The organism is Bradyrhizobium sp. CB1015 (assembly GCF_025200925.1).
Lineage (GTDB): Bacteria > Pseudomonadota > Alphaproteobacteria > Rhizobiales > Xanthobacteraceae > Bradyrhizobium.
Genome location: NZ_CP104174.1, coordinates 6,319,724 through 6,345,023, shown reverse-complemented (window position 1 = coordinate 6,345,023; position 25,300 = coordinate 6,319,724). Strand labels below are relative to the sequence as shown.

Here is a 25,300-nt window from a genome sequence, read left to right as displayed (position 1 = left end):
AACGAGGAAACTGCGGCTGGCTCTGAGGACATTGGGGCTACGGCGGGCATCTGGAAGGTTCTGGAATCTGTTTGGTCTCAACCGGAGAGGTCCTACGGTCGACGTCGAGGTAGAGGCGGCACCACTGTTCGAGGACGGCGAGGGCAAGCGCGAATTTGGCACGCCGCCGGCTTTCGATCGGGTGGTGGCGAACAACGGGTGAAGTCATACCATCGATCCAGCCGCGCGTCGCTTTCGGATCGAACCAGCCCCTCGCCGCGATCGATTTTTCGTCCACCAGGTGATGCAGGGGGCCGCCCGATGCCAGCAGCCCGTTAATCATGGGGAGCAGGGCCTGCGTACCCTTCTTGCCGGACTTGGGGCGATACAGGACATCGGTCGGTAGTCGGGACTGCATGGCCTTGCGGAAGATCGCCTTCGCCGTGCCGTTCTCCGTCTTCAGTGCGAAGGGAAGCGCATTGGCGTATTCGGCGAATGTGTTGTCCAGGAACGGAACACGCGCCTCGACGGAATGCGCCATGGTCAGCTTGTCGACGCGCATGAGTTGGTTCTGGACGAGCGCAGTCTCTGCCTCGAACCGAAGCATGTCGTTCGCGTCATCGTCCCCGCCGAACCACGGTTGAATCCTGCGCTCGATGGCTCCGAGGGCGTCTGGCTCGTAGGAGCCCGGTGTCATCAAGCGCCCGAGCGTGCGGCTGTCCGGCATCAGGCACATGACGTCAAGCGCGTATTTGCGCACCAGCCGTCCTGGCAGCAGCGAAAAGGGTGGCCTTAACAGCCGGTAGTGCGGATAGCCGGCGAACAGCTCGTCGGACCCTTCGCCGAGCAGGGCCACCTTCACGTTCTGCCGAACGAACTTTGCCGCCTGCCAGGTCGTCTGCATGACCGGGTGAGCGATCGGCTCTTCCAGGCTCTCGATGCAATCGGTAAACTCCGATGAGAACACGGACGGATGGACGAGGCGCTCCTTCGATTTGATCCCGCAATGGCTCGCGGCTGACCTCGCAAATGGAATCTCGTCGTCGGGAAGGCCAAATCCGATCGTGAATGCCTGTATCGATGACGGGTCCATCAGCCGCGCCATCGAGGCCGCCACCGCGGACGAATCGAGCCCGCCGGACAGCAGCACGCCCACCTCGACGTCGGCCACGAGATGCGCGGAAACTGCCTTATCGAAGAGGGTGCACAGCGTGTCGGCGACTTCGTCATTCGAGGCAGATGCGGCAAGTTCCGCGGTGCCAGGTCTCTGCATACGCCAATATCGTTCGACCCTCGCGGCACTAGCTCCCTTCGTCGGATCGAACCGCATGAGGCAGCCCGGCTGAAGCTGCTGAACGCCGGAAAAAAGCGTTGATTCCTGTGCGGACCAGCCCCTCAAAAGATATTCGTAAAGGGCCGATCTGTTGATCGTCACAGCGGTCTCGGCGGCACGCAGCAGAGGCCGAATCTCGGAGGCAAATATGATCTGACCGGGACGGGGAATCGAATAGTAGAGCGGCTTGATGCCGTGCCGGTCGCGCACCAGGAACAGGCTCCGAGCGCGCGTGTCCCACACGGCAAATGCAAACATTCCCTCCAGGCGATCGACGACCCGCGGGCCCCAGACACGCCAGCCATGAAGGATGACCTCTGTGTCGGAATGCGTCGAGAAGTGCTGGCCGCAGGCCTCGAGCTCCTTGCGAAGCTGGCGGAAGTTGTAGATTTCGCCGTTGAACACGAGGCCTACAGTGCGATCCGCATTCCACATTGGTTGCGCGCCGCCTGCTACGTCGATGATCGAGAGGCGGCGGTGTCCCAGTCCAACGGCGCTTGCGGGCAGGCCGATCGCGCTGCCCGACGGCATGAAATCGACGCCGCGTCCGTCCGGCCCGCGATGCGCGAGCGCGTCCGTCAGATCGTCGAGGCGAGCTGCGTCCCACTCGCCGATGAAGCCTGCAATACCGCACATCAGGATGAACGCGAATTGCTGGCGGATCGCTGCCTGCCGGAACCCCGCGCGCCGGTGCAAGCCTCCACCAGCGCCTGATCCAGCGCCTGCAGATTTTCGACTATGGCATTCGCGGTGATCCCGGCGATCCGGGCCGGCAGATCCTTTTTGTCGATGGTCGTGCGCGCAAGCTCGAAGACCTGGTCTGGCGCTTCGATGAAGCTGTTCAGATCGAACGCGAACTCGGCCAGCCCGAGGCTGTCGAAGATGTCCCTGCCCTTGATTGTGTAGGAAAGATGGATCGCTCTCACGCCTTGCCTCAGCGCGGTCAAGGTCGAGTGCAGCCGCGTTCCGATCACCAAGTCGAATCTCTTCATCAGGGTAATGAACTCCGGGATCGAGAGGTCATCTTCGCACAATAAAACCGCAGGGTCATCGGCAAAACTGGTTTTCAACTGGCCTAACCACATCGCGTCGTCTTCCCATTCCTCGATGCCCGGCTCGTACATCGAAACCAGAACCACGCGCGCGTCCATCTCGGTGCGAAGCCGGCCGATCAGCCTGACAAAGGCATCCACGAACGCCGACATCCGTTCGTCTGCGCGCTCGCGGAACGATGCCTTCGCGAACTGATACGGGAGGAATCCGCCCGTGAAGTGGAACCACAGACGCATGTTGATCGCGATGAGAGGCCCGCGATGTTCTTCCGACATCTTCTCAAGGTCGGCGAACACCTTCGAGGTGGGGTGTTCGACCGGCTCAAATCCGGGCAGGAAGATGCCGTCGTGGGAGCGGACCAGCCTGGCGCGCGAGCGAAGCGAAGTGACGAGATCGAAGGTGCCCTTGTCGCGCGCCATGAAGACTGCGGCCTGGCTGAGCACCGCCCGCGCAAGAAAGCGCCCTATTGGGGACTCAAGCGGACCCGCACCCTGGCAGACGCAAACGATCTTGAGGCCGAGCAGGCGATAGATGAAAAAGACGAGCCAGGTGTGGCACAGCTTGGCGAGCGATGAATCGTCCTGCAGGTCGAGCCCGCCGGTCCATAGCACAACGTCGGCCTTCGCCAAAGATCGCCAGCCGCTTAGCGGCGGAAAGAGATTGTAGACTCGGCCATAGGGGATCGACGTCGCAGGGATTGGCGGCAAATGCCTCTGCCGCGAGCAAAAGACGTCGACTGGCCTCTGTGTCATGGTCGCAACCGCGCTCAGAATGCCCCATCGGCTGAGCAGGTCGCCGCGGTTGCCGCGGATGACGCGTGGACTTACGAATTTCTGCTGATACGCTGGCATTGTGTCACTTGCGCCCGTGGGTATGCTGCGAGGCGGCCGACCGCAGGACTTGCTCGTAACGAGCAGCGATCGATCTGCGGTCGAACGCGGCCGCTTTGGCCCTGCTTGCGAGTTTCATGCGCAACAGCTGATCCCGGTCATCCAGGAGACGCGTAAGAGCGTGTTCGAATCCCCTGGGATCGTCGAGCGCCGCCGACAGTCCGTTCTCGTTCTCGACGAGCACGTCGGCAAAGCCGTCGATGCGTGAGCAGGCGAGCGCGAGCCCGTGCGCCAGCGCGTTGATTGCGACCAGGGAAAGGCCTTCGCTCAGCGACGGCATAAACAGGATATCGGAGCGGGACATTGCAAGATCGACTTCCGCCGGTGTGACCCAACCATGAAATGCGACGCGATCGGAAAGGCCGAGCACCGCACAGTGCCGTTCCAGGGCCGCTCTGCTCGGACCATCGCCGAACAGGTCGAGCGTCCAGTTCCGGTCATTGACGGCCGCGAGCCGCTGCAGCCCCCACGCAAGATTTTTTTGAGCCACCATGCGCCCCGCGAAGATCAGCTTGACGGTGCTCTCCGGCGCGCGCGGAACCGCCGGTGATTTATCGATATCGACGCCGTTCGGAATGACAATGGCCTCAAGTCCATAGGCGTCGCGCGCGAGCCGGGCAACGAATGAGCTGACGGCCGTGACGGTGGCGGCGCCATGCCAGATTGGTCTGGTAAGCGGTTTGATCACGCGGAAGAACTTGTCGGTCTGTTCCGGCGTGCCGCCCGGAACGTCGCCGAGATGCGCCGTCAAGACGTATGGCGTGCCCGAGAGCATGGCAACCAGCCACGCCGCGAAACCGGTCGGCACCGCGAAATGGACGTGGATTGCGTCTGGACGAAATGTGCGGACCGTTCGCAGCCCGGCTGGGACGGCCATCAGGATAAAGCCGATCATCTCCCAGACGGAGCAGCGGTCGCGCTGCCTACGAAACGCGAAGATGCGCTCGACTTCTAATCCGGCGCTGGTTTCCAGGCGCGGCAGATTGCCCTGCCGCGCTGTCAGGACGCGGATCGAGTGGCCCAGCTTCGAAAGCTCCGTCGCCAGGTCTTCGGTGGCCTTGCCGCCACCACCACCGACGGGTGGAAACTCATAGTTCATTTCGAGAATGCGCATGAGCTTACTTTGGGAGCCAGACGGAGACGGTGACGTTGCCCTCCGATGCGTCGCCCACCTTGCTGTAACGCTCGCGAAGCGTGTTTTCGACCTGCTCAGCATTGGGTTTTCCGAGGTAAACGGCGAGCATGTCGCCCAGCGGAGGCGCTTCCTGAAGAACGACGGCTGTCGCCGGTCGCTTCAAATCCTCGATCAGAGCGGTCGCGTCGCGAAATCCGCGCATCTGCAAAGCATGGCGCGCCTTCGCCTTGGTCTCGGGATTGAGGCCGTCCAGAGGCTCGCGCAGGTTGGGAAAAAGGCTTACGCTGTAGGGCTCTATGAAGCGGCCCGCGAGCCAGACGGCTTGCACGGGCTGATATTTGCCCGAGAGCACGAGGACGCGGCCGTCAGGAAGAAGCGGTTTGAGGGATTGCGCGAGAGTCTGAACGTTGGCGAGTGGGTTCGACCACCAATCAGAGATCAGCATTCCAAGCCTGCTCCTCGAGGCGGCGTAGTAGTCTGTAGCAAGGATGAACAGGATCAGTCCTGTGCGTCCTGCGGAGGCGGGAATCCTTGCACCGATCGTCACGATACAGAGAGCGGCGGGAATGGCCGCAAACGGCAGGAAGTAGTTAGCATAAGCCATCAGGCACGGCGGGCAATAGCTCTGGGAGCCCAGAAGGTGCACGAGCGTCATGACGACGAAATACAGCGTGCAGAAGCCTGCAAGAGGTAGGCGGCGGAAGTGCACCAGGCTGAGCGCTCCGCCCGGAATCGCGGGCAGAAGCAGCGCCGGATAGAGTTGCAGGAAAAAGCGGTTGGCGACTTCGCGAACCACGGACCAGCTGAACTGCAAGTCGTTCGGCGAACGCGTGAGGGTGAGGACGTCCTGCATTTCGGTGCCGACGTCGGTAAAGCGCCAGAGAATTTGAGCAAGGCCGGGCAGGAAGGAGAGCGTTTCGAAGAGGCCGTGCCCGAAGATCATGATGCTGACGACGAGACAAGCGCCTGCGACCAGCGCCGCTCCCCCAAGCGTGGCCAGGGCGCGTTTCTTCGCTTGTCCGCTTACCAGCAGATGGACCGCTGCGAACATTGGCAGCGTGGCTGCGAGATTGAGCCTGATCAGGACGAGTGCGGCGGCAAGCACCCCCATGCTTGTCGCCTGCAGTAAGGGGTGGAGCGGCTTGGTTTCCGTGACGACCAGAAACGATGCCAGGGTGAGCAGGGTGATGATTGCGTAAGGAGTCGCGGTCGACATATAAGCGACGACCATCGGATTTGCGGCATAAATGAGCACTGCAAGTGCGGCGGCCAGCCGGTCGCGCAGGCACCGATGCGCGCTTTTGCGCAGAAGAATGAGCGTGCACAGGGAAAGAAAGACGGACAAGAGGCGCCCCGCCAGATGCCCGTGGCCGAACAGCCATTGCGCCGCTCCGAGCACATAGAAATAAAGCGGCGGGTAGGCGGTCGCGTCCTCGAGCGAGTAGGGCTGGACTCGGCCGCTGAAATATTCGCCTGACTTAATCAGATAGAGGCCTTCGTCGAGCCAGCTGTCGACATGCCCAATCATGTAGACGGCCTGGATCAACCAGATGGCCGCGGCCGCAATGAACAGGAGATCAGCCGGATCCGCGACCGACAGTCGAATGCGCGCGGAGCGCTCGGTTATGGCTATGTCGTTAGACGATGACATGGCGCTCGCGCGCGTCGTTCGTTCGAGCGGTGACGTCACTGCTCATTGAATTGCTTGTCACGGTGTGGCTCGCGCGCATTGGTTGCAGGATCGCAGCATGTTTCGAATTTACCTTTTGTTGTCAAGCCTTAAGGGCGGATATGCGTATCGGGGCGCAGCCTTGCGGGTATACCGACGCCGATCATGGAACTTGCATCATGAGGCGTGAGCTCCGAACAAGAGGCTTGCTTCACGAAGTCGGAGAAGTCTAAGGTCCCGGCCGCCTCACGGATTTTCCTGAAATTTTCTACTTTTACCGAGATGCGATGTCCTTTGTTCCCAAATATCTGAGCTTGCTCCGAGACCCCGTTGATCTCGGCTCTCTCGTCATCGAGGGAGATCACCTCCGCGGCGAGACGTCTGGTCTGCGCTACGGCTTCATGGGCGATGTTGCGGATCTGCGTCCGGATGCAGGAACGACGGCGGTCATCCCCGACAGCATACACAACCGCGTTCGGGATCACTACGATGAGACGCCCTGCAACAACTACATGGATCTGGACAACCTTCCGTTGGGGCGCTGGCTTCGGGATTCAAAATACGACTATCTCTTCGCGCGGGCTGACACCGTCATCGAGGTCGGGTGTGGAAAGGGAGCCATCGTTCAGGCGTTCAAGGAGCATCGGGGAATAACGCCGTTCGGGATTGACCTTGCCTATGGCTCGATTCGGCAGATCCAGAGGCCGCCGCTCAATGCGGAGGGCGTTCTCGGCTCGAACCTCAGGCTTCCCATCGCGGACGAAGTTGCTGACATCGTCATCTCGCACGGAGTGACGCATCACACACCGGATCCGATGCGATGCTTCATGGAGCTTGTCCGCATTCTCAAGCCTGGCGGGAAGATGCTTTATGCAGTCTACAATTGGGACAACCTCTACCGTTCTCTGTATTTTGCCCTGAGCCCGCCCCTCAAGGGGGTCCAGCATCTGTTCGGAAAGAAAGTCGGCGATCGAGTTCTGAAGTTCACCGTTTTTCCGCCTTATCATCTCGCGCTCTGGGCCACGCTGGGCTGTGTGCAAGGCAAGTGGAAGTTTCCTGCAATAGAGCCGTCATGGGAGCAGTTCGGCGACTTTTTTCTGACACCTATCGCGCGTTTCTATCACGCGAACGAATTGCAGACGCTGGCGGATTTGTTCGGGCTCAAGATCTTGGAGCAGGAAACGGGCGGCTGGCCGAAGAACGGCTTCTCGCACTTTGTCTGGTATGAGAAGCCGCTTAATTAGCTCTGGTTTCAACTAGTCCCGTTAACTCCGCCGTCCTCCCAAGCCACCAAGAACGGTATCCCGTAAGGGGATCGACTCGCGGTGTTTTTCGGGCAGCCTGGCAGCACGTTGCCCCTTCGTAAGCGTCCCATGATCACGGGACGCCCGACCGCGAGCAGATTGAAAGATCGGCTCGCCATAGACATGCCCAAGGGTTGTGGCAGTGAGAGATGACCTACAGGTCGGTCGTTCGCGAGAAAATCGAGGTCGTCGGAGCGGATGGCCGAACGCAACCTTTAGTAGGCATTCTAATCGCTGGAGCCTTGACAAGTTCATTCTAGCCGACGACAGGCCGAGCGGCGGAAAGAGTCGGTGGAAATTGCAGTTTTGATGCCGCACGCTACCGCTCTCCGTAAAATCCTGCTGTTCCGCGAGGTGGCACTTGTCTTGCGAGTGCCGCTCAGCGGCGTGTCCTTCCTCGAGCAACGTGGTTGACAACCTGGCGATAGCCGGCGAGGGCGACATCCTCGCGATATCTCTCGGCAACGCCTGCCGCGCGAACACCCTTGTCCATCGTGGCCCGCCGATCGCGCGCCGCCTCGCGAATGGCTCGCGCGAGCTCGGCGGGATTTTCCGGCGGGACGACCCATCCGATCGCCTCTTCACCGAGCACGAGCGCGCCTTCCGAATTTGTTTCCGAGGTGACGACCACCGGCCGGCCGACGGCGAGGATGTTGTAGAGACGGCTCGGGATCGAGACGCCGGCGATATGCCGGCGATAGGGGATGACCCAGAGATCGGCGGCCGACAGGAATTCGACGAGTTCCTCTTCAGGCACTGGCTCGAACATCGTGACATTCTCGAGCTTGTCCTTGGCGAAGAGGTCGTTGAGCACGGCCCAGCCCACGCCCCAGCCGGACAGGACAAAATGAATGTCCGTCTCCTTCCGCAGCAGGCGGGCCGCTTCGAAAACCGTAGCGGGGTCGTGGGTGAAGCCGAGATTACCCGACAGGCCGACGGTGAATTTCGAGGGATCCGGCGCGCGGAAGCGGCTGGCCGGATCGGTCTTGCGGTGTCCGATCGGGATCAGCGCCCAGTTCGGAATGAAGTGAAGCTGGCCTGCTGTGACCCCTCGATATTTTTCGATCAGCGGCGGCACGTCGCGGCCGATCACGATGATCGCGTCTAGGCGCCGGAACAGCAGCGTGTTGGCAAAACGGATCAGCCGGACCGCGAGCGAGTTGGAGCGGACCATGCCGGCGGCCTCAAGCGCCTCCGGGTAGAGATCGTAGATCAGGAGCATGGTCCTTGCGCCCCGCAATCTGGCTGCAAGGAGCACGGTATAGGGCAGGGTGAACGGTGTCGTGACGCAGAATACAACGTCACCTGGCCTTGCCCGCCGCAAGACCGAGAAGAACATCTGTGCCGCAAGCAGGCAGATGGCCGCCGCACGTTGGAGAAGCGCCGATTTTCGCGGATTCCAGCTCTTGAGCTCGACGATCTCGGGCTTGCCGGGGTGGCCCGCCGTGCCCGAGCCTGATGTCGCGGAGATCACGACGACCTGACGATCGCGCGCGAGGCTGTCGGCGATCTTGCCGACATAGACGGCCGTCGTGGTCGTATCAGGCGGATAGAACTGGGCCGCGATGATCAGCTTTGCGGGAGTATCCATATGCGAGCTACGATCCTCGCCGGTCAGGCGTGGGGCTGTGAGAGCCCTTTGGCCTGGCTCTCGGCCAGATAGGCCGCGTAGGCGCGGCGGATGCCATCTTCCAGCGAGGTCCTGGCGCGCCAGCCGAGCTTGGCAAGACGGCTGATGTCGAGCAGCTTGCGCGGCGTGCCATCGGGGCGCGAGATGTCGAAGGAGATCTCGCCGCGATAGCCGACGGCGGCAGCAACCACGCGGGCGAATTCGGCGATGGTGATGTCTTCGCCGGTGCCGACATTGACGAGCTCAGCGCTCGAATAGGTCTTCATCAGGTGCACGCAGGCGTCCGCCATGTCGTCGACATAGAGGAATTCGCGCCGCGGCGTGCCGGTACCCCAGACGACGACGTTGGCGGCGTTTGAAAGCTTTGCCTCGTGAAACCGGCGGATCAGCGCGGCGACGACGTGGCTGTATTCGGGATTGTAGTTGTCGCCGGGGCCGTAGAGATTGGTCGGCATCACACTAATGAAATCGCTGCCGTACTGGCTGCGATAGGCCTCCGCCATCTTGATGCCAGCGATCTTGGCGATCGCGTAAGGCTCGTTGGTCGGCTCGAGCGGCCCCGTCAGCATCGAATCCTCGCGCAGCGGCTGGGCCGCGAGCTTTGGATAGATGCAGGACGAGCCCAGAAACATCAGCTTCTCCGCGCCATTCTGATGCGCGGCATGGATCACGTTGGCTGCGATCGCGATGTTCTCGTAGATGAATTCGGCGCGCAGCGTGTTGTTGGCGACGATGCCGCCGACCTTCGCTGCGGCCAGAAAGATAACCTGCGGCCGCGTCTTCGCAAACCAGTCGAATACCGCGGCCTGGTTGCAGAGGTCGACCTCGCTGCGGGTTGTCGTGACGAGCTTCGCATCTTCCTGCGCGAGTCGGCGCACGAGCGCGCTGCCGACCATGCCGCGATGGCCGGCGACGTAGACGGTCTTGCCCTTCACTTCAAACGGGGTGCTTGCCATGGGCGATTTCCCGCTTGGCCTCGGCCAGATCGCTCGCCATCATCTCCTGCACGAGCTGGGCAAATGTCCGCTTCGGCTTCCAGCCAAGCTGCTTGCGGGCCTTGCTGGCGTCGCCGATGAGAAGATCGACCTCGGTGGGGCGGAAATAGGTCGGATCGATACGCACCACCGTCCTGCCGCTCTTGCCGTCGATGCCGGTCTCCTTGACGCCCGTACCGCGCCACTCGATCTGACGGCCCACTTCGGCAAAGGACAGCTCGACCATCTCGCGGACCGAGCGGGTCTCGCCGGTCGCGAGCACGAAGTCGTCGGGCTTCTCGGCCTGCAGGATCATGTGCATGCCCTCGACATAGTCCTTGGCGTGTCCCCAGTCGCGTTTGGCCTCGAGATTGCCGAGATAGAGCGTTTCCTCGATCCCTACCTCGATGCGGGCGACGCCGCGGGTGATCTTGCGTGTGACGAAGGTCTCGCCTCGGATCGGGCTCTCGTGGTTGAACAGGATGCCGTTCGAGGCAAACATGCCGTAGGCTTCGCGGTAGTTCACGGTGATCCAGTAGCCGTAGAGCTTTGCCACGCCGTAGGGCGAACGCGGATAGAACGGCGTAGTCTCTTTCTGCGGAACCTCCTGCACCAGGCCGTAGAGTTCGGAGGTGGAGGCCTGGTAGAAGCGCGTCTCCTTCTCCATGCCGAGGATGCGGATGGCCTCGAGCAGCCGCAGCACGCCGATCGCGTCGGCATTTGCAGTGTATTCCGGGCTTTCGAAGCTGACGCCGACATGGCTCTGGGCGGCTAGGTTATAGATCTCGGTCGGCCTGATCTGCTGCATGAGTCGGATGAGGTTGGTCGAGTCTGTCATGTCGCCATAGTGCATCAGGAACGGCACCTCCCCGACATGCGGATCCTGGTAGAGATGGTCGACGCGGGCGGTATTGAATGACGACGAGCGCCGTTTGATGCCGTGCACAACATAGCCGAGCGATAGCAGATGTTCGGCCAAATACGCACCGTCCTGTCCAGTCACGCCGGTAATTAAGGCGATGCGTTGTTTGGAGTCTTGAGCATTCATAACGATGTCCAGGCGACCGATTTGGGATCGATGAGACTGCTAGCCTACTTTCTTGTCTCTTGTTTTCCAGCATCGTCCGCTTGTCAAGCAAATGCACCCGTTTGTAGGCGATATACGTCACCGAGCAATTGCCTATCAACGAAGGGGGAGATGCGGGCGGTCAGCAACCGCCTCACGGTTTGGCAGCAGGATCACGAGCAGCATCACAGCACAATCTAAGTCTTCGCTAGCCCGCCCCAGGGACAAAGTTGAGGGTTTAGCAGTGGTTCCTGTTAGGCCCACCTTGGGATAAGCGGCGAAATACAAGACCGGCCGGTTCGCGCGGTTTCAGACCCCTTCCGCCGGGACCGAGCATGAGGAGCATTTGGCAATGGGCCGTCGCTGCGCGCTCGGCGGCCGTTGAATTCGAGCGTGAGCGAACTCGCGCGTCTAGGCCAGTGGCGCTCGCCGCGACAGTAAGGCTCTTACCCGCCATCCTATAAGGGCAACAAGTGGGATGATCAGCGCCAATGTGATCAGCGAGATGCCTAGATTTTCGTCCAGAAGCGAGGCTCGGCCGGTCGCGCCCAGAAACGAATACAGGAACACTTGCGGCGCAGTGAAAATAAAAGTCGAGATCGAGTACGTTGAGATGTCAATCCTCGTCAGACCGAACAGGTAGTTTTGAATTGCTCCGGGAAGGGGCACGCCCAGACGCATCAGCGCGATAATGCGCCAGCCTTCCTCGTCTACTGCTTGTGCAATGACGCCGAAGTTCGGCTTGTTCTCAAGCCTTTTTCGAAACCAGCTCGACGCGACGTAGCGGGAAGTGAGGAAAGCGAGGATAGCTCCGACGGTACCGCTCAACAAGATGATTACGGCGACTTTCCAGCCAAAGGCGGCACCGGCGGCGCAAGTGAGAGGCGTGCGGGGAAGCACGATAAAAGCCATTATCAAAAATACGAAGCAGACCGCCATTACCGAACTCGGCGTGAGATCGCCGAGATTTTGAAACCAGGCACTGATCGTATCTAAAAGGGGCGAGTTCATTCTTTTTAAGACTGCATGCTTAGGGTCAGAGGCCCGCCGGTTCTCCTTCACAGGTGCGGCCATTGCGAAAAAGGTTTGTGGGGGATCGGAATCCGGCTGGAAGCTGGACAGAGCCACCTGGGGCCGTGCGACGGAGCGTCCATGCGGCTTTAGGTATTTGAAGGTGATCGGTCAATGGGTCAATGCGCATCTTCGGATCCCTTGCGGCCCTCAATATGCAAAAAAGGATGACGGTGACTGTATTGGTTACCGCGCTTGTACTCGTAACAGGGATCCTGAGCGGAAGGGAGATCCAGGACCGCAGGGCCCCGCCGGCCCCCAACGCGCCCCCGGGGGCCGGACCAGCTGGCGCGCAGGGATCTAAGGACCGAAAGGTGCCATAGGACGCAAGGCGCGCGTCGATGTCGGTCGCAGCGATGGGATCATTCGCCAGCTCAACGCGTTCTGCAGCATATAGTACTCCGTGAAGCCAACCGACGCATGTGGAGCACAGAGAAAGACGCAAGGCACGCTGGCAGAGCACGATCCTGCCTCATCGTGTGACATGTTGAAAAGAAGCATAGATTGTCGGAAGATCGGCTGTTCTCGATGCAACTTGGGCCCGTAAGATGCGTCCGGCAGTTTTTTTTGATCGTGATGGCGTCCTCAATGAGGATAATGGCTATACTTTTGATCCCAACAAGATTCGGTGGGTCGTCGGAGCCCAACAGGCCATAAAAGCAGTCAATGACGCCGGGTATTTCGCGTTTGTTGTGACGAACCAATCAGGAATCGCCAGGGGATTTTATGAAGAACGGCACGTTCGCAATTTACACGAATGGATGTCGCGTGAGCTTGCTATTATTGGAGCGTATATCGATGCGTTCGAATTTTGCCCGCATCACCCCGATGGTCTGATTGCGCGATATCGTGTCCTCTGCAATTGCCGCAAGCCGCAACCGGGGATGATCAAAGCTCTGCTTGAGCGCTATCCAGTAGATGTCGGTGCGAGCTTCTTGATCGGCGACAAGCAGAGCGATCTTGCTGCAGCGCAAGCGGTCGGCATCGCAGCCTATTTGTTTGATGGGGCAAACCTCCATGCGTTCATCACCCCGCTGTTGGATGAACGCTCTCCCGATCCCCGCGCGTCGAGCACGGTCGCGTGATGGCGGCGCGGAAAGGGCGATTGATGCCATCGCTTTTTCGATGGTTCGATCGCTAGCCGAAATCAGGCGACAAGTTGGCGTCAAAATGACAAATAGAAGCCAATCGGGCAAACGCAGCGAAGAGTACCGGCCCGAAAATAAGCGCCGGGAAAGCAACCTCGAGCCGCAACGCTTATCGGAATGGCCTATCGGGACGAAGCCGCTGATTGTGAAGGCTGCCCGTGGCGGCAGCGACGAGGATTCAAACGCATGAAGCGGAACAATGGGATGAGACCTCAAGCTGGGCTGGGTATCGAAGCAGGAACTCAACAGTGCGGGCTCAAGCCGGAGAACATCATCGCGATTGGACGGGTAGATGTATCACTGCTGGCATTTAGTTCGAAGACTTGGAGGCGGCATGAACTACATTTACCCCCGCTGGCGCTGGCCCTCACCACGGCGTTTTCCTGCTCTACGATGGTACGGCCGAACCTGCGTCGATCCCGGCCCGACGATGAGCTTCCTCGTTGGCCCGATTGAAGTTTGAGATAAGCGACTGGCTACTTGGAGCAGCATTTTTGGTTGGCGACCTACCAGCGTCTAGCGGCCGGCGCCCCGCAGGATATCGAAAAATCCGAAATTTGAACTTGCACCGTCGGGCAAAACAGTGGTTCATAGGGTGCTGGTCCAGTCGGAAATGGAGTCCAGCCAATGGCCGACCAATGCAAGGTTTCGTCCGATCTGCCGGAGCTAGCTAAGCTAAACGGAGAATTCCGAAGGAACTACGGGAAGCTGCTTGGAGCCTTCCTTTATCTGCGCTCCGTTACCGCCGCCCGTGGGCGCTCCTGGTTTTGGGCGGCGTTGCTTTCGGCCGCTTGCTCGACGGCGCTGGCGTGGCTCGGCAAGAGGGGATTGCTGCTGTAAGCTGACATGCTTCCTAAACAAGGCTGGTGCCCGCTGGAAGCGAAGGGCTCTCACTGCTCCGGGCTGCGGATCGCGCGAATGGACGCTGATACGATCAATTTCTTCGCGCCCCCCCCGACTTGGGAGCCGGCGGGAGTAAACTGAGATTGCGACCACGTTCGTAGTCGCCCCTTCATGTGGCGACTTACCCACGGCGGTCGGGCTGGCTCAAGTCTCTTCAATCGTTGCCGCGCTGCTCGTCGCAGCAGCACCTCGCGAAAGCACGAGAAGGCTAGTCGCGATCGCGGCTCATGGAGGCGAAGTCACGAGCGGCAAGCTCCAATTCAAGGTCAATGATCCGCTCGAAAATGTGAGCTGCGATTCTCTCAGTCTCCTGGACGGTCAGTGACCGGATGCCCAGGGACGTGAGTTCGTCTCTTAGGATTTTCGCGACAATCAACTTAACGCTCATAATAGCACGTCCTAAATGCGTGCATCAAAGCTCACCCAGAGCGTGGGCACAAGGTCTCTCTGTCGGAATCAGCGTCGCCGGCGGATCTTTCTGGTTTTGGATTGCATCGCGCGCGGCCGCCCCTGCCTCCGGGGCGTGCGGGTAGTAGGATCCGCTTTTGTCAATCGCCTCGTGATGGCTTGAACGAGGCCATTGGCCGTCTTGAAGCGCTCAATTCCTCGGCGCGCTCGCGCTGCCTCGGAAAAGCGGATCGTGCGTTTCACTTTGCCATCGGTCGGCAACAATACGTAGTCGAGCACCGTCTTGTTGTGCTCGGCGAGGCGGATGGCTGCGATCCAGCCGTCGGGGAGGCACGCCTCGCGCTCGATGCTCCAGTACGGTGCATGGGTTGGCTTTTGTGGCGGTGTCCAACGGGCTGCCCTCACGGAAAGACAGGCCGACCCGTTCACGCGCAGGCAATGGCTCCAGCCGCCTGAACTGACGCGTCCGCCGGCCGCCTTGATCGCAGCAGCGACCTGTTCGACGAGCTTTGCCCTTAGCTCAGACCAGACGGGACGGGCGTCGAGAAATTCGTAATTCCGCTTCGGGGTGTAACCGAGCAAACGATATAGATTTCGAAAATTGCCGAAATGGGTTTGGCAGGTCGCAGAGCAGGGCAGTCCCGGAGTTCGATCGATAATGGCCGGCGTCAAGCGACCTTCTTCGAGAAGAGTTTTGCGCAGCCGCACGAGCATCTCCTCCTCCGTAAGATCAACGCGACGCTCCGCGATCATCTTCCTGACGCTGAAGAAGACCTCGCGATCAATGATGGGTTCGATGCAGCCCTCGCTTCTGATCCATTGTTCAGGAGGATTTTTGACTGTGGCCTGCCGGAGCTTCTGGGACTTTCGGTTGAAGATCAGGTTTCCGATATAGCTCTCATTTCTGAGGATAATGCCAACCGCAGCGCGGGTCCATGGTGCGCCGGTACTCGAGACCAGCCCTTTTTGGTTCAGCTCCCAAGCGATGACCGTCTCGGACCTCACCTCCAAAAATCGTTGGAATATCCGTCTGACGACGGCGATTTCTTTCGGGTCACCGGGTCTTATGCGAATATGATCCGTGAGGATGTACTTCCGCTCCCCCTTCTTCATCACGCGTCTTGTTTGCATTTTCTCGTCGACGAGCTCGCGCACCAGGGCGTAGCCGGCACGGCCGCAGGGTTTATAGCCGAGCCGCGCAAACCGGCATTGACCGGCGTAGACCTTCGCTGACAGCTCGCGGCTGTACTCGGCCGCCATCACGCGTTTGATGTTCTTGACGATGCTCGCGAGCATGCTCCCATCGTTTTCGAATTGTTCGGCGCAATAGGCAACCTTAATGCCGGCGCGTCTGCACACGAACTCATAATGCGCGCTTTCGTCAACGTCCTGGAAACGGCCCCATCGACTTATGTCATAGACCAGAAGGTGACCAAAGTCGGCTTGGTTGCTCTCGACATCCTCAAGCAATTGGAGGAGCCCGGTCCTGTTCTTGATAAGCAACCCGCTCTCGCCCTCGTCCTTGTAGGTCCGCACCAGCGTCAGATGATGGGCGTGGGCGTAGGCGGCGATGACGGCAGCCTGATTTTGTATGGAATACTGCTGTCGGTCGGTTGACATGCGGACATATTGCGCTGCCCGTACGCTGAGGAGCGATTTTGGCAGTGAGCTTTGTGAAGGATGAGCGCATTACTCATTTTCACCTCATCAGCACGCGAGCCACCAGCACATAGAACAACTTGAGCTGTCGCTCTTCAAGGATGAAACTCTTGCGGCGTGAGTTGGATTGCTGCGCTTGCGAATGGCATTCGTGGCTCTGATCGGCGTGATCAGCCGGGCAAGACGCAGCCGGTCCGCCTCGCAATGCCAATGCGCAATGCGTGGCGCTTCCCGAACTGCTTACGGTCGCAGTGGCATTGACGATCTAGCTCGATCTGCTTTAGAGGCGCGGCCGCCGCATCGGTGCGCTGACGAAGCGCTGATGCCTGATCTCGCGCAGCAGCAACGTGCGCTTGGTTTGCGCGGCGTTGAGCAGGCCTTCGAACAGCACCAGGACCTCGCGCGCCTGGACGTACACTTCGGTGGTGACGGCGTCTTGATCGAAACCATAGGCGGCAAGCCGCGCCTCGATCTCGGTCGCAGCGATTGGGTCAGTGCGCCAGCTCAGGGCATTTTGCTGCGTGTAGTATTCGGCCTGGGGTTCGAAGTCGGGATCGATCCCGACCATGTCGATGTGCCGCAGCGCCGTTTCGATCGCCTGTTGGCGATAGGTCTTGAGCAATCTGTGCCGCAACATGCGGTAGCGCTGGATCTCCCAGGACAGTTCGGCCACATCGATGGCCAGCAGCCACTCGATGGCGGACCGGGGCGCAAGGTCCGCAAAGATGGCCTGTCGCAGTGCCAGGTAATGGTCGAGATGTTCGCCGGGCAGCAGCAGGGGCGGCGGCGCCAAGGCCGCAAACTCGGCCGGGAGCGCCGTGGCGGTCAGCTCGCGTGCGGTTTGGAAGGGGCCGTTCATCGGGGTGCGGCCTCCGCGCCGAGGTTGGCGAGAACGGCTGCGGCGCCGGCCGCGCTGTCGGCCGAACCATGCACAGGGCTCGCCGCCCACAGCTCCTGCGCGAGCGGCAGTGGCGCGATCTGCAGGTTGGCCCACCACGCCCGTTCGTTGCCATGCCGATGCAGCTCCTCGTGATGGGCGCGGCACAGCGGCACCGTGAACTCATCGCTGACCTTGCGCCCGAGCGCCCGCGGCTGGGCGAATGTCAGATGATGGGCATCGCATGGCGTTTGCCGGCACACCAGGCAGGGTTGCTCCCGGACAAACAGCAGGTGCGCCTTGCTGCGCTTGCGCGGCGGCTCCTTGGGATGGGCGAGCCCAGCCTCGGCGAGCGCGGGCTGCAGCGCGGCCTGGGTGTCCGCAGCAGACGCCGCTGGCAGGGATGGGGCGCCACCCAAGTCGGCCGGTTGCTCGGCCGGAGTCCGGGCCGCGTCCTCGAGCTTGGCCTGATAGGCGGCCTCGACGCGCCGGGCATCCGGCTCCTGCAGGCTGTTGTTAAGCGGGAGGCTCGCCCTGGCCCAGCCGAGCAGATCGGTGCTGGCCGGCAGCGCTTCGAGCTGGCGCAACAGCTGCTCCCGGAGTGCGGCGGACTCGTCCGGCCGCAGCACCGGCGCATGGTTGAGCGCGCCCTTGCCGGGCGCGGCCTTGAGGGTGGGCGGTGGACCGGCGACCGTGTCCGGGGCGTCGAGATCATCCTCGCCGGCAATCCCGACCAGCGCGAACAGGGCGTAGCGCCGGGCGTAGGTCAGCGCCGCCCCCATGCGATGCGGCGCCTCGATGTCCCGGGCGGCGCAGACCGGCCAGTCCGAGGAGATCCACTCGCCGGAGGAATGGGCGAGCAGGGTGGTGAGGTGGATGTGGCCACTGGTTGGCTCGACCCGGGTGGTCTGGATGGTGGCGATCTCCTGCTGGCTCAAGGTCTTGCGCACGATGTCGAGGCCGCTCGCCAGCGAGGCGTAGCGAAAGGTGCGGTCGTCATCGCGCAGGAACGGCGAGCGGATCTGAGCGGTCAGGGTTTTTTCCGGGTTGGTCAATTCGGCTTGCGCGCGCGCCAGCGCCGCCGCGATCGCGCCGATATGCTCACTGGCCTGATGCATGGACGGCCTCCATCTCAACCGGATCAAAGCTGATGGCGCCGGCTTTGGAGCGCTTGGCGCGCACGCCGTGGCCAAACGCCTCCTTGGCATCCTCCGGCAGCAGCTTCTTGAGCTCGGCCTTGGCCAGTTCGTGCTCGGCATGGGCGTCGCGGGTGCGCAGGTAGATCGCCGCACATTCGGCCCAGACATTGGAGGCGGTCATGTCGACGACCTTGACGGCGGCGAGCCGCGGCCGTGGGGTCTCGATGCCGAACAGCAGCGGCGGCTCGCCGCTCTGCACGCAGCGCCAGAACTTCTTCTCCGCAGTCAGCAGCAGGTGCTGATAGAGCGGGTCGGCATGCACGGTGATTTCGAGCCATTTGCCGCCGCCGGTGATGATCGAGAGCACGGCCGCGCGCGCCGCGACCACCCACATGTTGTGCTGCAGCTGCGCCATGTGCTTCTCCGCCGCCACCTCTTCGGCAAAGCCCCAGGGCAGCATGAATTTGGCCTCGAACACCGCGCCGGTTTGCGCGACGATGCCGTCCAGCGTGGCCGCCATCCAGCCGTGGACGGGATGCCGCACCCGCTTCTGGATGTCGGTGACCGCGTGCCCGGTGGCGGCCTGGTACCAGGCGCGGTTGAGCGCCTCGGTGGCGAGGCCAAGCTGCACCACCAGGTTGCGGGACAAATCTGGCGGCGCGATCTCGCCGCGCTTTTCCCGCCACAGGCGAAGCAGCGCCTCGTGGTCGTCGCCCATGATGATGCGCGCGTCGGAGCCGCCAATGAAGGCGCGGCGGTCGTGGCGGTTCAACGTGATGACGGAGCGGGGCGCCTCGGCGCCGTTGGTTGCAATCGTGGTCACCGGTCTCTCCTTGGTTGACGCGGCTTGCCGCCGCACCACCAAAACCCCCGCCACTGCGAGGGGAGAGACCGGGCCCAAGGGCCGAAAGGCCGGTCCGGTGATTAACGCTCCTTTTGCGCGGGAATGCCAGTCCTTTCTGCAGCAATTTTGCCCTTCATTCGGCGCCAAAAGCCTTGAGGTTTCAGGAGGTTGGAGCGAGCCTTCGGGGGCCGCAACCCGCCCCGGCCGAGGCGCTCAGAGATGACGTCAATTCGACAAATCGAAGCCAATCGCAGCAACGCCAAGCGCAGCACCGGGCCGAAAACGGCGGGTGGCAAGACGAGGTCCAGCCGCAACGCGCTGCGTCATGGGCTGGCGCGCAGCGCCATCAGCGATCCTGCCGAGGCGGCGAATCTTGCCGTCGCGATTGCTTCGAGGCTCGGGCATCAGGTCTCGGCGGACGCGGCGATGGCGCTTGCGCGCTCCAAGCTCGCGCGGCTGCGGATCCGCAGCCTGCGGCAGGCGATGTTGGCCGCGCTTCTGACCGGCCCGCTGCCGGCAGATCTGAAGGGGCTTCAAGGGCTGGAGCGCTACGACCGCGCTGCTTTGGTGCAGCAGAAGCGGACGCTTCGTGTGCTAGGTTTGGCACGCGAGTGAGGCAAGGCCAGCTGGCTTCGTTCTGGAAATTGGCCCCCCGATGGCTGCGGCAACGCTCCTCGACCGCGCACCGAAGGGTTGATGGGCTTAGCGCCTGGGTTTACTTGGGCGGTGAACCACGCGCTTTTGCCGACAGAAAGTCCCGGAACAGCTTCACGGGATCAATGCCCAGCGCTTGGGCGATGGCGACAAATTCCACGATGTCGATCCGCCGTTCACCGCCCTCGTATTTGGCGATGAACGATTGCGGCCGGCCGAGCTTCTTGGCCGAAGCATGCTGGCGGATGCCGGCCTTCTGTCGCGCTGCGACAAGAAGTTCGATCAGGCGGGCATGTTGCGCGGATCTGAGGGATTTTTGCATGGCCGCCGGGGCTGGGACTGGGCGGCAGGCAATTTGATCCCAAGATTGGATTATCCCAAAAAAGGATAGTAGCGTTGTGCCTGACCAAGGCACTCCACGGGGGATGGGCATGGCATCAGAGAACAAGGAAGCGGCCGAGCGACGGGCCGCCTTGCGGGTGCAAACCAGCCTGGCATTGCACCTGCCCAATTGCCGCATCGAGCTCGGCCAGAACCTGCTCTACAAGATCGAGGTTGCTCCCTCTGGCGAGGTCAGCCACCGCCATGGCGACAGTCCGACGCGCGGACAGTACGCGTTTCAAACCGACATTCTGATTTCGAAGCCATGCGGGTCACTCAAGCAAATGGTGCCGCTGGTCGTGATCGAACTCAAGGCGACTTCGTTCAGCTCCCACGATGTGCTCCTGTATTCGGCCAAGGCGGCCAAACACAAGGCCATCTATCCTTATCTGCGCTATGGCTTCGTGGTGGTTGGTCTTGAGTCGCTGGGACGACGTTTTCTGATTCACAACGAGGAATTTGATTTCGCCATGGCCGTGCCGGACGCCGCGGCGATCGAAACCGCTCTCGTTCCGTTGGTTCGGCGGCAGCTGAAATGCGCGCAGCGGCTTGTTGGTTTAAACAGCTCCGGCCGTATCCAATTGCGACGCTATGAGGCGACGATCGACATCGAGGCGTGACGAAACACACTGTGTGTCCATGAGCCAAGGGCTGGTCGCATCCGATGCTGAGCTCGTGATCTTCAATCGTCGGGACCGCCAAAGATTGGCAGCCCGACCTCAATCGCCGGCTCCGACCATGGATCCGAGACCCAATAGAGAAATTGGCTGAGGCTATCGACCTGATCATCGTGCCGGCCGTTGGGGAAGGCGAGGGCCTCGTGGAGAAAATCCGCCAGCCACGGCGCCTCGCCCGGGAGCAAAACCTGGCCCGCCTCGATCTTCGCCGACTGCGCCGCGAGCCGGTCCTGTTTGTCGCCCTTGGGCACGATGCCGATCGGCTGGGGCATGCCGTGCGGTGGATCGGTCCGGAGATCCTGCAACAGCGAAAGACCAAATCCAGCCCTCTCGATCAGGATCGTATCGGCGCCAAACTCGCGCGCCAGCTCGGGGATTTTGCGGCGCAGGTCGGGGTAGGCAAGGCGGGCGCGAAAGACGTCGAGCAGATAATATCTGGCCTTACGCTTCAGCCAGATCGGAATAGTCGTTGCTATCGCCAATCGCGGCCGCCACATCCCAGCTCTGAACGATGCGGTCGCCAGGCTGTTGCATCGGGCACTGCTCATAGGTTAGGAACCATTCACGTTTGAGGGCATTGCCGCCGTCCGGAACTGGCTGCTGCTGGTATTGCGCCGCAAATCTCTGACTGCCGATCTCGCGCTTGATGGATTCGAGAAGCTCGGAATCCTCTCGTTTGGGCTGGAGCGGCTCGCCGCAGCGCCAGTGCTTGACCCGGCCCGGTCCGAGCGGGATGGCGCAATCCTCCGTTGCGATGGCCGGCAAATTGAGGTGGCACCAGTTTTCGGTCAGGAGCAAGTGGCCGGACAGATCGTCGGGGTGCAAGCGTTGCATGACGACGATAATCTGGCCCGATTGTTTGTCGTCCAAACGCGACACCAATGTGCCTTGGTACCAATTGATGATCTTGGCTCGCGCTTTCGGCGAAAGGGCCTCATCCGCCTTGTGCGGGTCGTCAATGATAATGAGGTTGGCACCCCGGCCGGTCAATGTGCCCTCGACCGAGGTGGCGTAGCGACAACCGCCCAGCGTCGTCACTGCCTCAAGGCCGGTGTCCTTGGCCAGCCGCATGGCTGGAAAGGCCCGTTGGTACCACTCGGAGTCGATGACCATCTTGAATTGCCGGTGCAGCTCAAGGGCCAGCTCGTTGGAATAACTGACCACGATGATCCGGCGACGCGGATCGTGGCCGAGTAGCCACGCGACATAGGCCACTGACACACAAATCGATTTCAGCGCCCGCGGCGGCATGTTGACGAGCAGGCGCTGGATTTTGCCTTCCTGCACCTGCATGAGGTGGTAGGCTAGGGACTCGATATGCCAATTGTCGATATAGGTCGCGTCAGGCGCGATGGTGTTGAAGCATTTCCAGACGAATGAGTGGAAATCCGCGCGCAGTAACGCCGAGAAAATCTTCGCGTCCATGATTTCTAAACCTCGCAGCTACGTCGGACATAGGCGTCGAGAATGGCCTGGTCGCTTGTGCCCAGGGGCGCATCGATCCTCGCTTCTGGTTCGTCGTATTTTTCCAAGAGACGGATCAGCTGTTCCAGCGCGCGCTGGTCTCCCCTGAGCGCCTTAGCGCGCAACATTTCCAGAGTGGCGCGCTGGGTGGTGATTCTTTTTTCGCGTCCATGTTGGGTTACGTTTACCGGACTCTGCAGCGTCTCGCGGAGATCGGTCTTGAAATTACGGCTGCCCTTTGGGCGGCCCTTGGGATTACCGGATTGCCCCGGTTTGAATTGGGAATGTTTGGGCGGGTTGCCGTAGCCCACCGCGCCGGTTGATGCCCCGCGGGAGCCGACCTCGGTGCCGTCCGCTTCAGTGGTGCCCATCTTCTTGTCCGGGTTTGGACGTATGCGCTCGACCATGGTGCGTCTCTAGCCTGTCACTTTGAATGTGCTGCTGCGGCGCCGGCCGAAAAGGGCCGGCCGGTCTCGGCGTGATAGGCCGTCTTGCCGGTCAGGCGCTGCCAGCGTTGGATCGCCACGTCGACATAGCGCGGATTGAGTTCGAGCAGGCGCGCGCGACGGCCGGTCTTTTCAGCGGCAATCATCGTGGTGCCAGCGCCGCCAAACGGATCCAAAATGATGTCGCCCGGATTGGAGCAATCGCGGATGGCGTCGGCGACCATGGCGACCGGCTTGACGGTGGGATGCAGGGACGGCTTGCTTTTCGACGTCCGGCTCAGTGCGCTCTGGCTCACGTAATTCCAGACGTTGGTGCGGTTGCGCCCATGACGGCCGAGCGCAATGTTGTTGACGTGCGGCGCGGTGCCGAATTTGTAGACGAAGATGAACTCGTGTTGCGACCGGTACAACGAGCCCATACCAGCAATACTCTTGTTCCAGACGCAGACGTTCTTGAGCTCGGTAAACACGGAATCTCCAGCGGCAAGTAGCTCGCGTTGATGACGCCAATCCATGCAAACGTAATGCATGGAGCCGTCACGGGAGAGCTTCGCCACGTGGCCCAAAGAGGTTTCCAGGAAGGCTTGAAACTCACCGGATGAGAACTCGCCATTTCCCATGGGGAAGTCATGGTGCGCAGTAGCGTTCGATCGCGTCACATGGCCGTTGATCGGCACATTGTAGGGCGGATCCATGAACGTCATGCCGACTCTGTCGGCTTCAAGGAGTTTGGTATAATTGTCGAATTTGAGCGCGTCGCCCACTTGAATAATCTGGTTGCCGCAAACGAACTGGTCACCGACCTGACACAGGGCAGCAGCCTGCTCGTCCACTGGCGGAAGCTGGTCCTCCTGGTCGAGCCCACCATCGTCCAGCATGGCATCGAGTTCTCCGACCTCGAAGCCGAGCGTGACATTCGAATCGAGTGCGAAAATCTCCTCGATCTCAAGCTTTAGCTCTCCGTCATTCCATTCAGCATATTCTGGCATCTTGTTGAGTGACACCCTGAGTCCGCGCTGTTTGGCCTCGGATAGATCGGAGATGTCAGAGACCGGAAAGTCGCGATAGCCGAGTTGTTTTGCGGCGAGCGCCAAGGCCCAGCCGTCGATTACGCGGTCGTCTCGACCGATGATGATCGGCCTTACGGGCCCGTAAGCTTGCAGGCACTCCACGAGTTTTTGGATTTGTACCGGCGGATGGCGGCGAATGTCGCGTCCCCGCGGCGGCTTTAGCTCGTCGAGCGGCTTGCTGAAGATCTGTAGCTCACGAAAAATGTCCGGCGCTTGCCGCTTAAGTTCTTTTGCTGTTGTCATCAGTCTCTCCACTCGTCGCAATTTGATTTGCGCGAGGATAAGGCCGACGACAGGCAGTTGTCGTGGAGCAGCTAAGGCAATGCCGTTGCTGCCGTAGTTGCCGCTGCGCATTGGCTGACGGAAGTGATGCTGCGAGAGGCGGACGGGCAGCTTGCGGACGCGCTCGGCGCATTCGCCGCCTGGTTCGCTCAGCGATCCAACGCCGATTGCCGGAGCGCTGCCGCGCTTTGGTGGATCGCGTCAGCTAACGGTTCTGATCGAGCGACGGCCGACCGGAGGTCCGGATTACGGGCGCCGGTTGGCTACCCGCTAGCGGGGGAAGCGCATCGAGCAGCAACAGAGCAAAACCCGATGCCTTACTTGCGGCTGCCGGCGGCTCTCAAAATTGTATCAGACGAAATAGCGATCTTGATATTCTGCTCTTTCAGCCATTGGCCGACGCGGTCGACCAGTCGTTTGTTGGGCAAAAGGAGCGGCGAAGGTACGCCATCGGGCCAGAGGGCGATAATGGCGCGGTCGGCGGCCTCGCGGTGCGGGCGTACGCGCTGCCTTGTGCGCTGGTCGTGCTTGCTGCGCACATTGTTGGTCGCCGCCACGGCCAATAGAGCCTTCTTAAGATCAGGTCTTGAGAGCTCGATTGATGCCAGATGCCATAGACCGTGCTCATGACGGTGCAAAGCATGGAGCCACCAGGGCGACCGGGGGCGCGACTGCTCCCAGTCGAAATCCTCAGATTTTAGCATTCTCGGAATTTCAAGATTGGCGGGACCGGCCTTGGAGTCGGAGCGCTGGCTCCTGGCTGCATGGCACGCCAATTCGGCAAGGAAGTCGATGACACCGTCCGAGAGGGCGCGGCAGATATCCGATTTGGCCTGCTCGAGTGAAATGCCGGTCGCGTTTGCCAGCCATTCCGCAGCCTCGGCCAGACGGAAGATCCATTTGGATTGATAAGGTTGATAGCTCGCAGGCGCAATCTCGTATTCCATCATAAGCCCCCAATTATTAGTGCAGTGATTGCCGGATGGATGTGGCGGTGAGGAGAACCAGTAAGTAACGGAAGGTTAACGCTCTCGACTGCACGAAGGTGCCAACGCGATGGGCGGCCCCGCAGGATTTCCCGGTTTGGTCGAGCCCAATTCCCTGTTCGGTAGCGGGACATACCCTGTATCGGTGTGCCGTGCCAACTCAAAAACAATAAGAACTTCAGTGAGTTGCACTATTTTTGGCGCGAATCGCGCTGCTGCGCCACAGGGTTTCCCTGTAGAATTCCCTGTTCGCATTGG

24 protein-coding genes are annotated in these 25,300 nt (G+C 60.9%); 5 read left to right on the top strand and 19 right to left on the bottom strand.

The annotated features are described in order from the left end of the window. Positions 1–37 precede the first annotated feature (37 nt). From asnB to N2604_RS29760, 4 genes are all read right to left on the bottom strand, one after another. Positions 38–2,008: an asparagine synthase (glutamine-hydrolyzing) gene (gene asnB / locus N2604_RS29775; protein ID WP_260371609.1), complete on the bottom strand. Its 1,971-nt coding sequence runs from the start codon at positions 2,006–2,008 to the stop codon at positions 38–40. Further along, the gene (locus tag N2604_RS29770; protein WP_409241652.1) at positions 1,948–3,117 is read right to left on the bottom strand and encodes a polysaccharide pyruvyl transferase family protein; all 1,170 of its coding nucleotides are present in this window, start codon (positions 3,115–3,117) and stop codon (positions 1,948–1,950) included. The genes asnB and N2604_RS29770 overlap by 61 nt, the downstream gene beginning before the upstream one ends. A gap of 103 nt (positions 3,118–3,220) precedes the next feature. Then, complete coding sequence (locus N2604_RS29765) at positions 3,221–4,369, bottom strand: glycosyltransferase family 4 protein (RefSeq protein ID WP_260371607.1); 1,149 nt, start codon at positions 4,367–4,369, stop codon at positions 3,221–3,223. A gap of 4 nt (positions 4,370–4,373) precedes the next feature. Then, entirely contained in the window at positions 4,374–6,041 is a 1,668-nt protein-coding gene (locus N2604_RS29760) for a glycosyltransferase family 39 protein (protein ID WP_260371606.1), read from the bottom strand. A gap of 305 nt (positions 6,042–6,346) precedes the next feature. On the opposite strand from N2604_RS29760, the gene N2604_RS29755 reads away from it, so the two are divergent. After that, a complete protein-coding gene (locus N2604_RS29755; protein WP_260371605.1) occupies positions 6,347–7,303 on the top strand; it encodes a class I SAM-dependent methyltransferase in 957 nt (318 codons plus the stop codon). A gap of 439 nt (positions 7,304–7,742) precedes the next feature. On the opposite strand, the gene N2604_RS29750 is transcribed toward N2604_RS29755, so the two are convergent. The 4 genes from N2604_RS29750 to N2604_RS29735 all read right to left on the bottom strand — a co-directional run bounded on the left by N2604_RS29750 (position 7,743) and on the right by N2604_RS29735 (position 12,161). Next, positions 7,743–8,954, bottom strand: a complete 1,212-nt coding sequence (locus N2604_RS29750) for a glycosyltransferase family 4 protein (RefSeq protein ID WP_260371604.1) — start codon at positions 8,952–8,954, stop codon at positions 7,743–7,745. A gap of 23 nt (positions 8,955–8,977) precedes the next feature. Beyond that, positions 8,978–9,949, bottom strand: a complete 972-nt coding sequence (locus N2604_RS29745; protein ID WP_311739672.1) for a GDP-L-fucose synthase — start codon at positions 9,947–9,949, stop codon at positions 8,978–8,980. Further along, entirely contained in the window at positions 9,930–11,015 is a 1,086-nt protein-coding gene (gene gmd, locus N2604_RS29740; protein ID WP_260371603.1) for a GDP-mannose 4,6-dehydratase, read from the bottom strand. Before gmd ends, N2604_RS29745 begins: the two co-directional genes overlap by 20 nt. Positions 11,016–11,444: 429 nt before the next feature. After that, positions 11,445–12,161, bottom strand: a complete 717-nt coding sequence (locus N2604_RS29735) for a TVP38/TMEM64 family protein (protein WP_260371602.1) — start codon at positions 12,159–12,161, stop codon at positions 11,445–11,447. A gap of 491 nt (positions 12,162–12,652) precedes the next feature. Here N2604_RS29735 and N2604_RS29730 point away from each other — a divergent pair, with 491 nt between their 5' ends. Together N2604_RS29730 and N2604_RS29725 are read left to right on the top strand one after the other, a co-directional pair. After that, a complete protein-coding gene (locus N2604_RS29730; protein ID WP_260371601.1) occupies positions 12,653–13,189 on the top strand; it encodes an HAD family hydrolase in 537 nt (178 codons plus the stop codon). Between the two features lie 690 nt (positions 13,190–13,879). Next, entirely contained in the window at positions 13,880–14,092 is a 213-nt protein-coding gene (locus tag N2604_RS29725) for a hypothetical protein (RefSeq protein WP_260371600.1), read from the top strand. A 271-nt stretch (positions 14,093–14,363) separates the two neighbouring features. On the opposite strand, the gene N2604_RS29720 is transcribed toward N2604_RS29725, so the two are convergent. From N2604_RS29720 to N2604_RS29700, 5 genes are all read right to left on the bottom strand, one after another. Continuing rightward, positions 14,364–14,543 (bottom strand): hypothetical protein, encoded by a 180-nt coding sequence (locus N2604_RS29720; RefSeq protein WP_260371599.1) that lies wholly within the window; start codon positions 14,541–14,543, stop codon positions 14,364–14,366. A gap of 68 nt (positions 14,544–14,611) precedes the next feature. Further along, positions 14,612–16,183 carry a recombinase family protein gene (locus N2604_RS29715; protein ID WP_260371598.1) on the bottom strand — a complete coding sequence of 524 codons (1,572 nt, stop codon included), beginning with the start codon at positions 16,181–16,183 and terminating at the stop codon, positions 14,612–14,614. A gap of 319 nt (positions 16,184–16,502) precedes the next feature. Then, positions 16,503–17,081, bottom strand: coding sequence for a hypothetical protein (locus tag N2604_RS29710; RefSeq protein WP_260371597.1), 579 nt, complete (start codon positions 17,079–17,081; stop codon positions 16,503–16,505). Next, positions 17,078–18,217 carry an ERF family protein gene (locus N2604_RS29705; protein WP_260371596.1) on the bottom strand — a complete coding sequence of 380 codons (1,140 nt, stop codon included), beginning with the start codon at positions 18,215–18,217 and terminating at the stop codon, positions 17,078–17,080. Before N2604_RS29705 ends, N2604_RS29710 begins: the two co-directional genes overlap by 4 nt. Next, on the bottom strand, positions 18,201–19,061 hold the full coding sequence (locus N2604_RS29700) for a YqaJ viral recombinase family protein (RefSeq protein ID WP_260371595.1): 861 nt from the start codon (positions 19,059–19,061) through the stop codon (positions 18,201–18,203). The genes N2604_RS29705 and N2604_RS29700 overlap by 17 nt, the downstream gene beginning before the upstream one ends. 189 nt (positions 19,062–19,250) lie before the next feature. Here N2604_RS29700 and N2604_RS29695 point away from each other — a divergent pair, with 189 nt between their 5' ends. Continuing rightward, on the top strand, positions 19,251–19,697 hold the full coding sequence (locus tag N2604_RS29695; RefSeq protein ID WP_260371594.1) for a hypothetical protein: 447 nt from the start codon (positions 19,251–19,253) through the stop codon (positions 19,695–19,697). A gap of 100 nt (positions 19,698–19,797) precedes the next feature. On the opposite strand, the gene N2604_RS29690 is transcribed toward N2604_RS29695, so the two are convergent. Beyond that, positions 19,798–20,058 (bottom strand): helix-turn-helix domain-containing protein, encoded by a 261-nt coding sequence (locus tag N2604_RS29690; protein WP_260371593.1) that lies wholly within the window; start codon positions 20,056–20,058, stop codon positions 19,798–19,800. A gap of 109 nt (positions 20,059–20,167) precedes the next feature. Here N2604_RS29690 and N2604_RS29685 point away from each other — a divergent pair, with 109 nt between their 5' ends. Continuing rightward, positions 20,168–20,737 (top strand): hypothetical protein, encoded by a 570-nt coding sequence (locus tag N2604_RS29685; protein WP_260371592.1) that lies wholly within the window; start codon positions 20,168–20,170, stop codon positions 20,735–20,737. Between the two features lie 62 nt (positions 20,738–20,799). On the opposite strand, the gene terL is transcribed toward N2604_RS29685, so the two are convergent. The 5 genes from terL to N2604_RS29660 all read right to left on the bottom strand — a co-directional run bounded on the left by terL (position 20,800) and on the right by N2604_RS29660 (position 25,003). After that, on the bottom strand, positions 20,800–21,276 hold the full coding sequence (gene terL / locus N2604_RS29680; RefSeq protein WP_260371591.1) for a phage terminase large subunit: 477 nt from the start codon (positions 21,274–21,276) through the stop codon (positions 20,800–20,802). After that, positions 21,236–22,219 (bottom strand): hypothetical protein, encoded by a 984-nt coding sequence (locus N2604_RS29675; RefSeq protein ID WP_260371590.1) that lies wholly within the window; start codon positions 22,217–22,219, stop codon positions 21,236–21,238. Before N2604_RS29675 ends, terL begins: the two co-directional genes overlap by 41 nt. Before the next feature lie 5 nt (positions 22,220–22,224). Next, positions 22,225–22,665 (bottom strand): DUF5681 domain-containing protein, encoded by a 441-nt coding sequence (locus N2604_RS29670; protein WP_260371589.1) that lies wholly within the window; start codon positions 22,663–22,665, stop codon positions 22,225–22,227. A 17-nt stretch (positions 22,666–22,682) separates the two neighbouring features. After that, positions 22,683–24,017, bottom strand: a complete 1,335-nt coding sequence (locus tag N2604_RS29665; RefSeq protein ID WP_260371588.1) for a DNA modification methylase — start codon at positions 24,015–24,017, stop codon at positions 22,683–22,685. A gap of 356 nt (positions 24,018–24,373) precedes the next feature. Further along, positions 24,374–25,003 carry a hypothetical protein gene (locus N2604_RS29660; protein ID WP_260371587.1) on the bottom strand — a complete coding sequence of 210 codons (630 nt, stop codon included), beginning with the start codon at positions 25,001–25,003 and terminating at the stop codon, positions 24,374–24,376. Between the last annotated feature and the right edge of the window lie 297 nt (positions 25,004–25,300).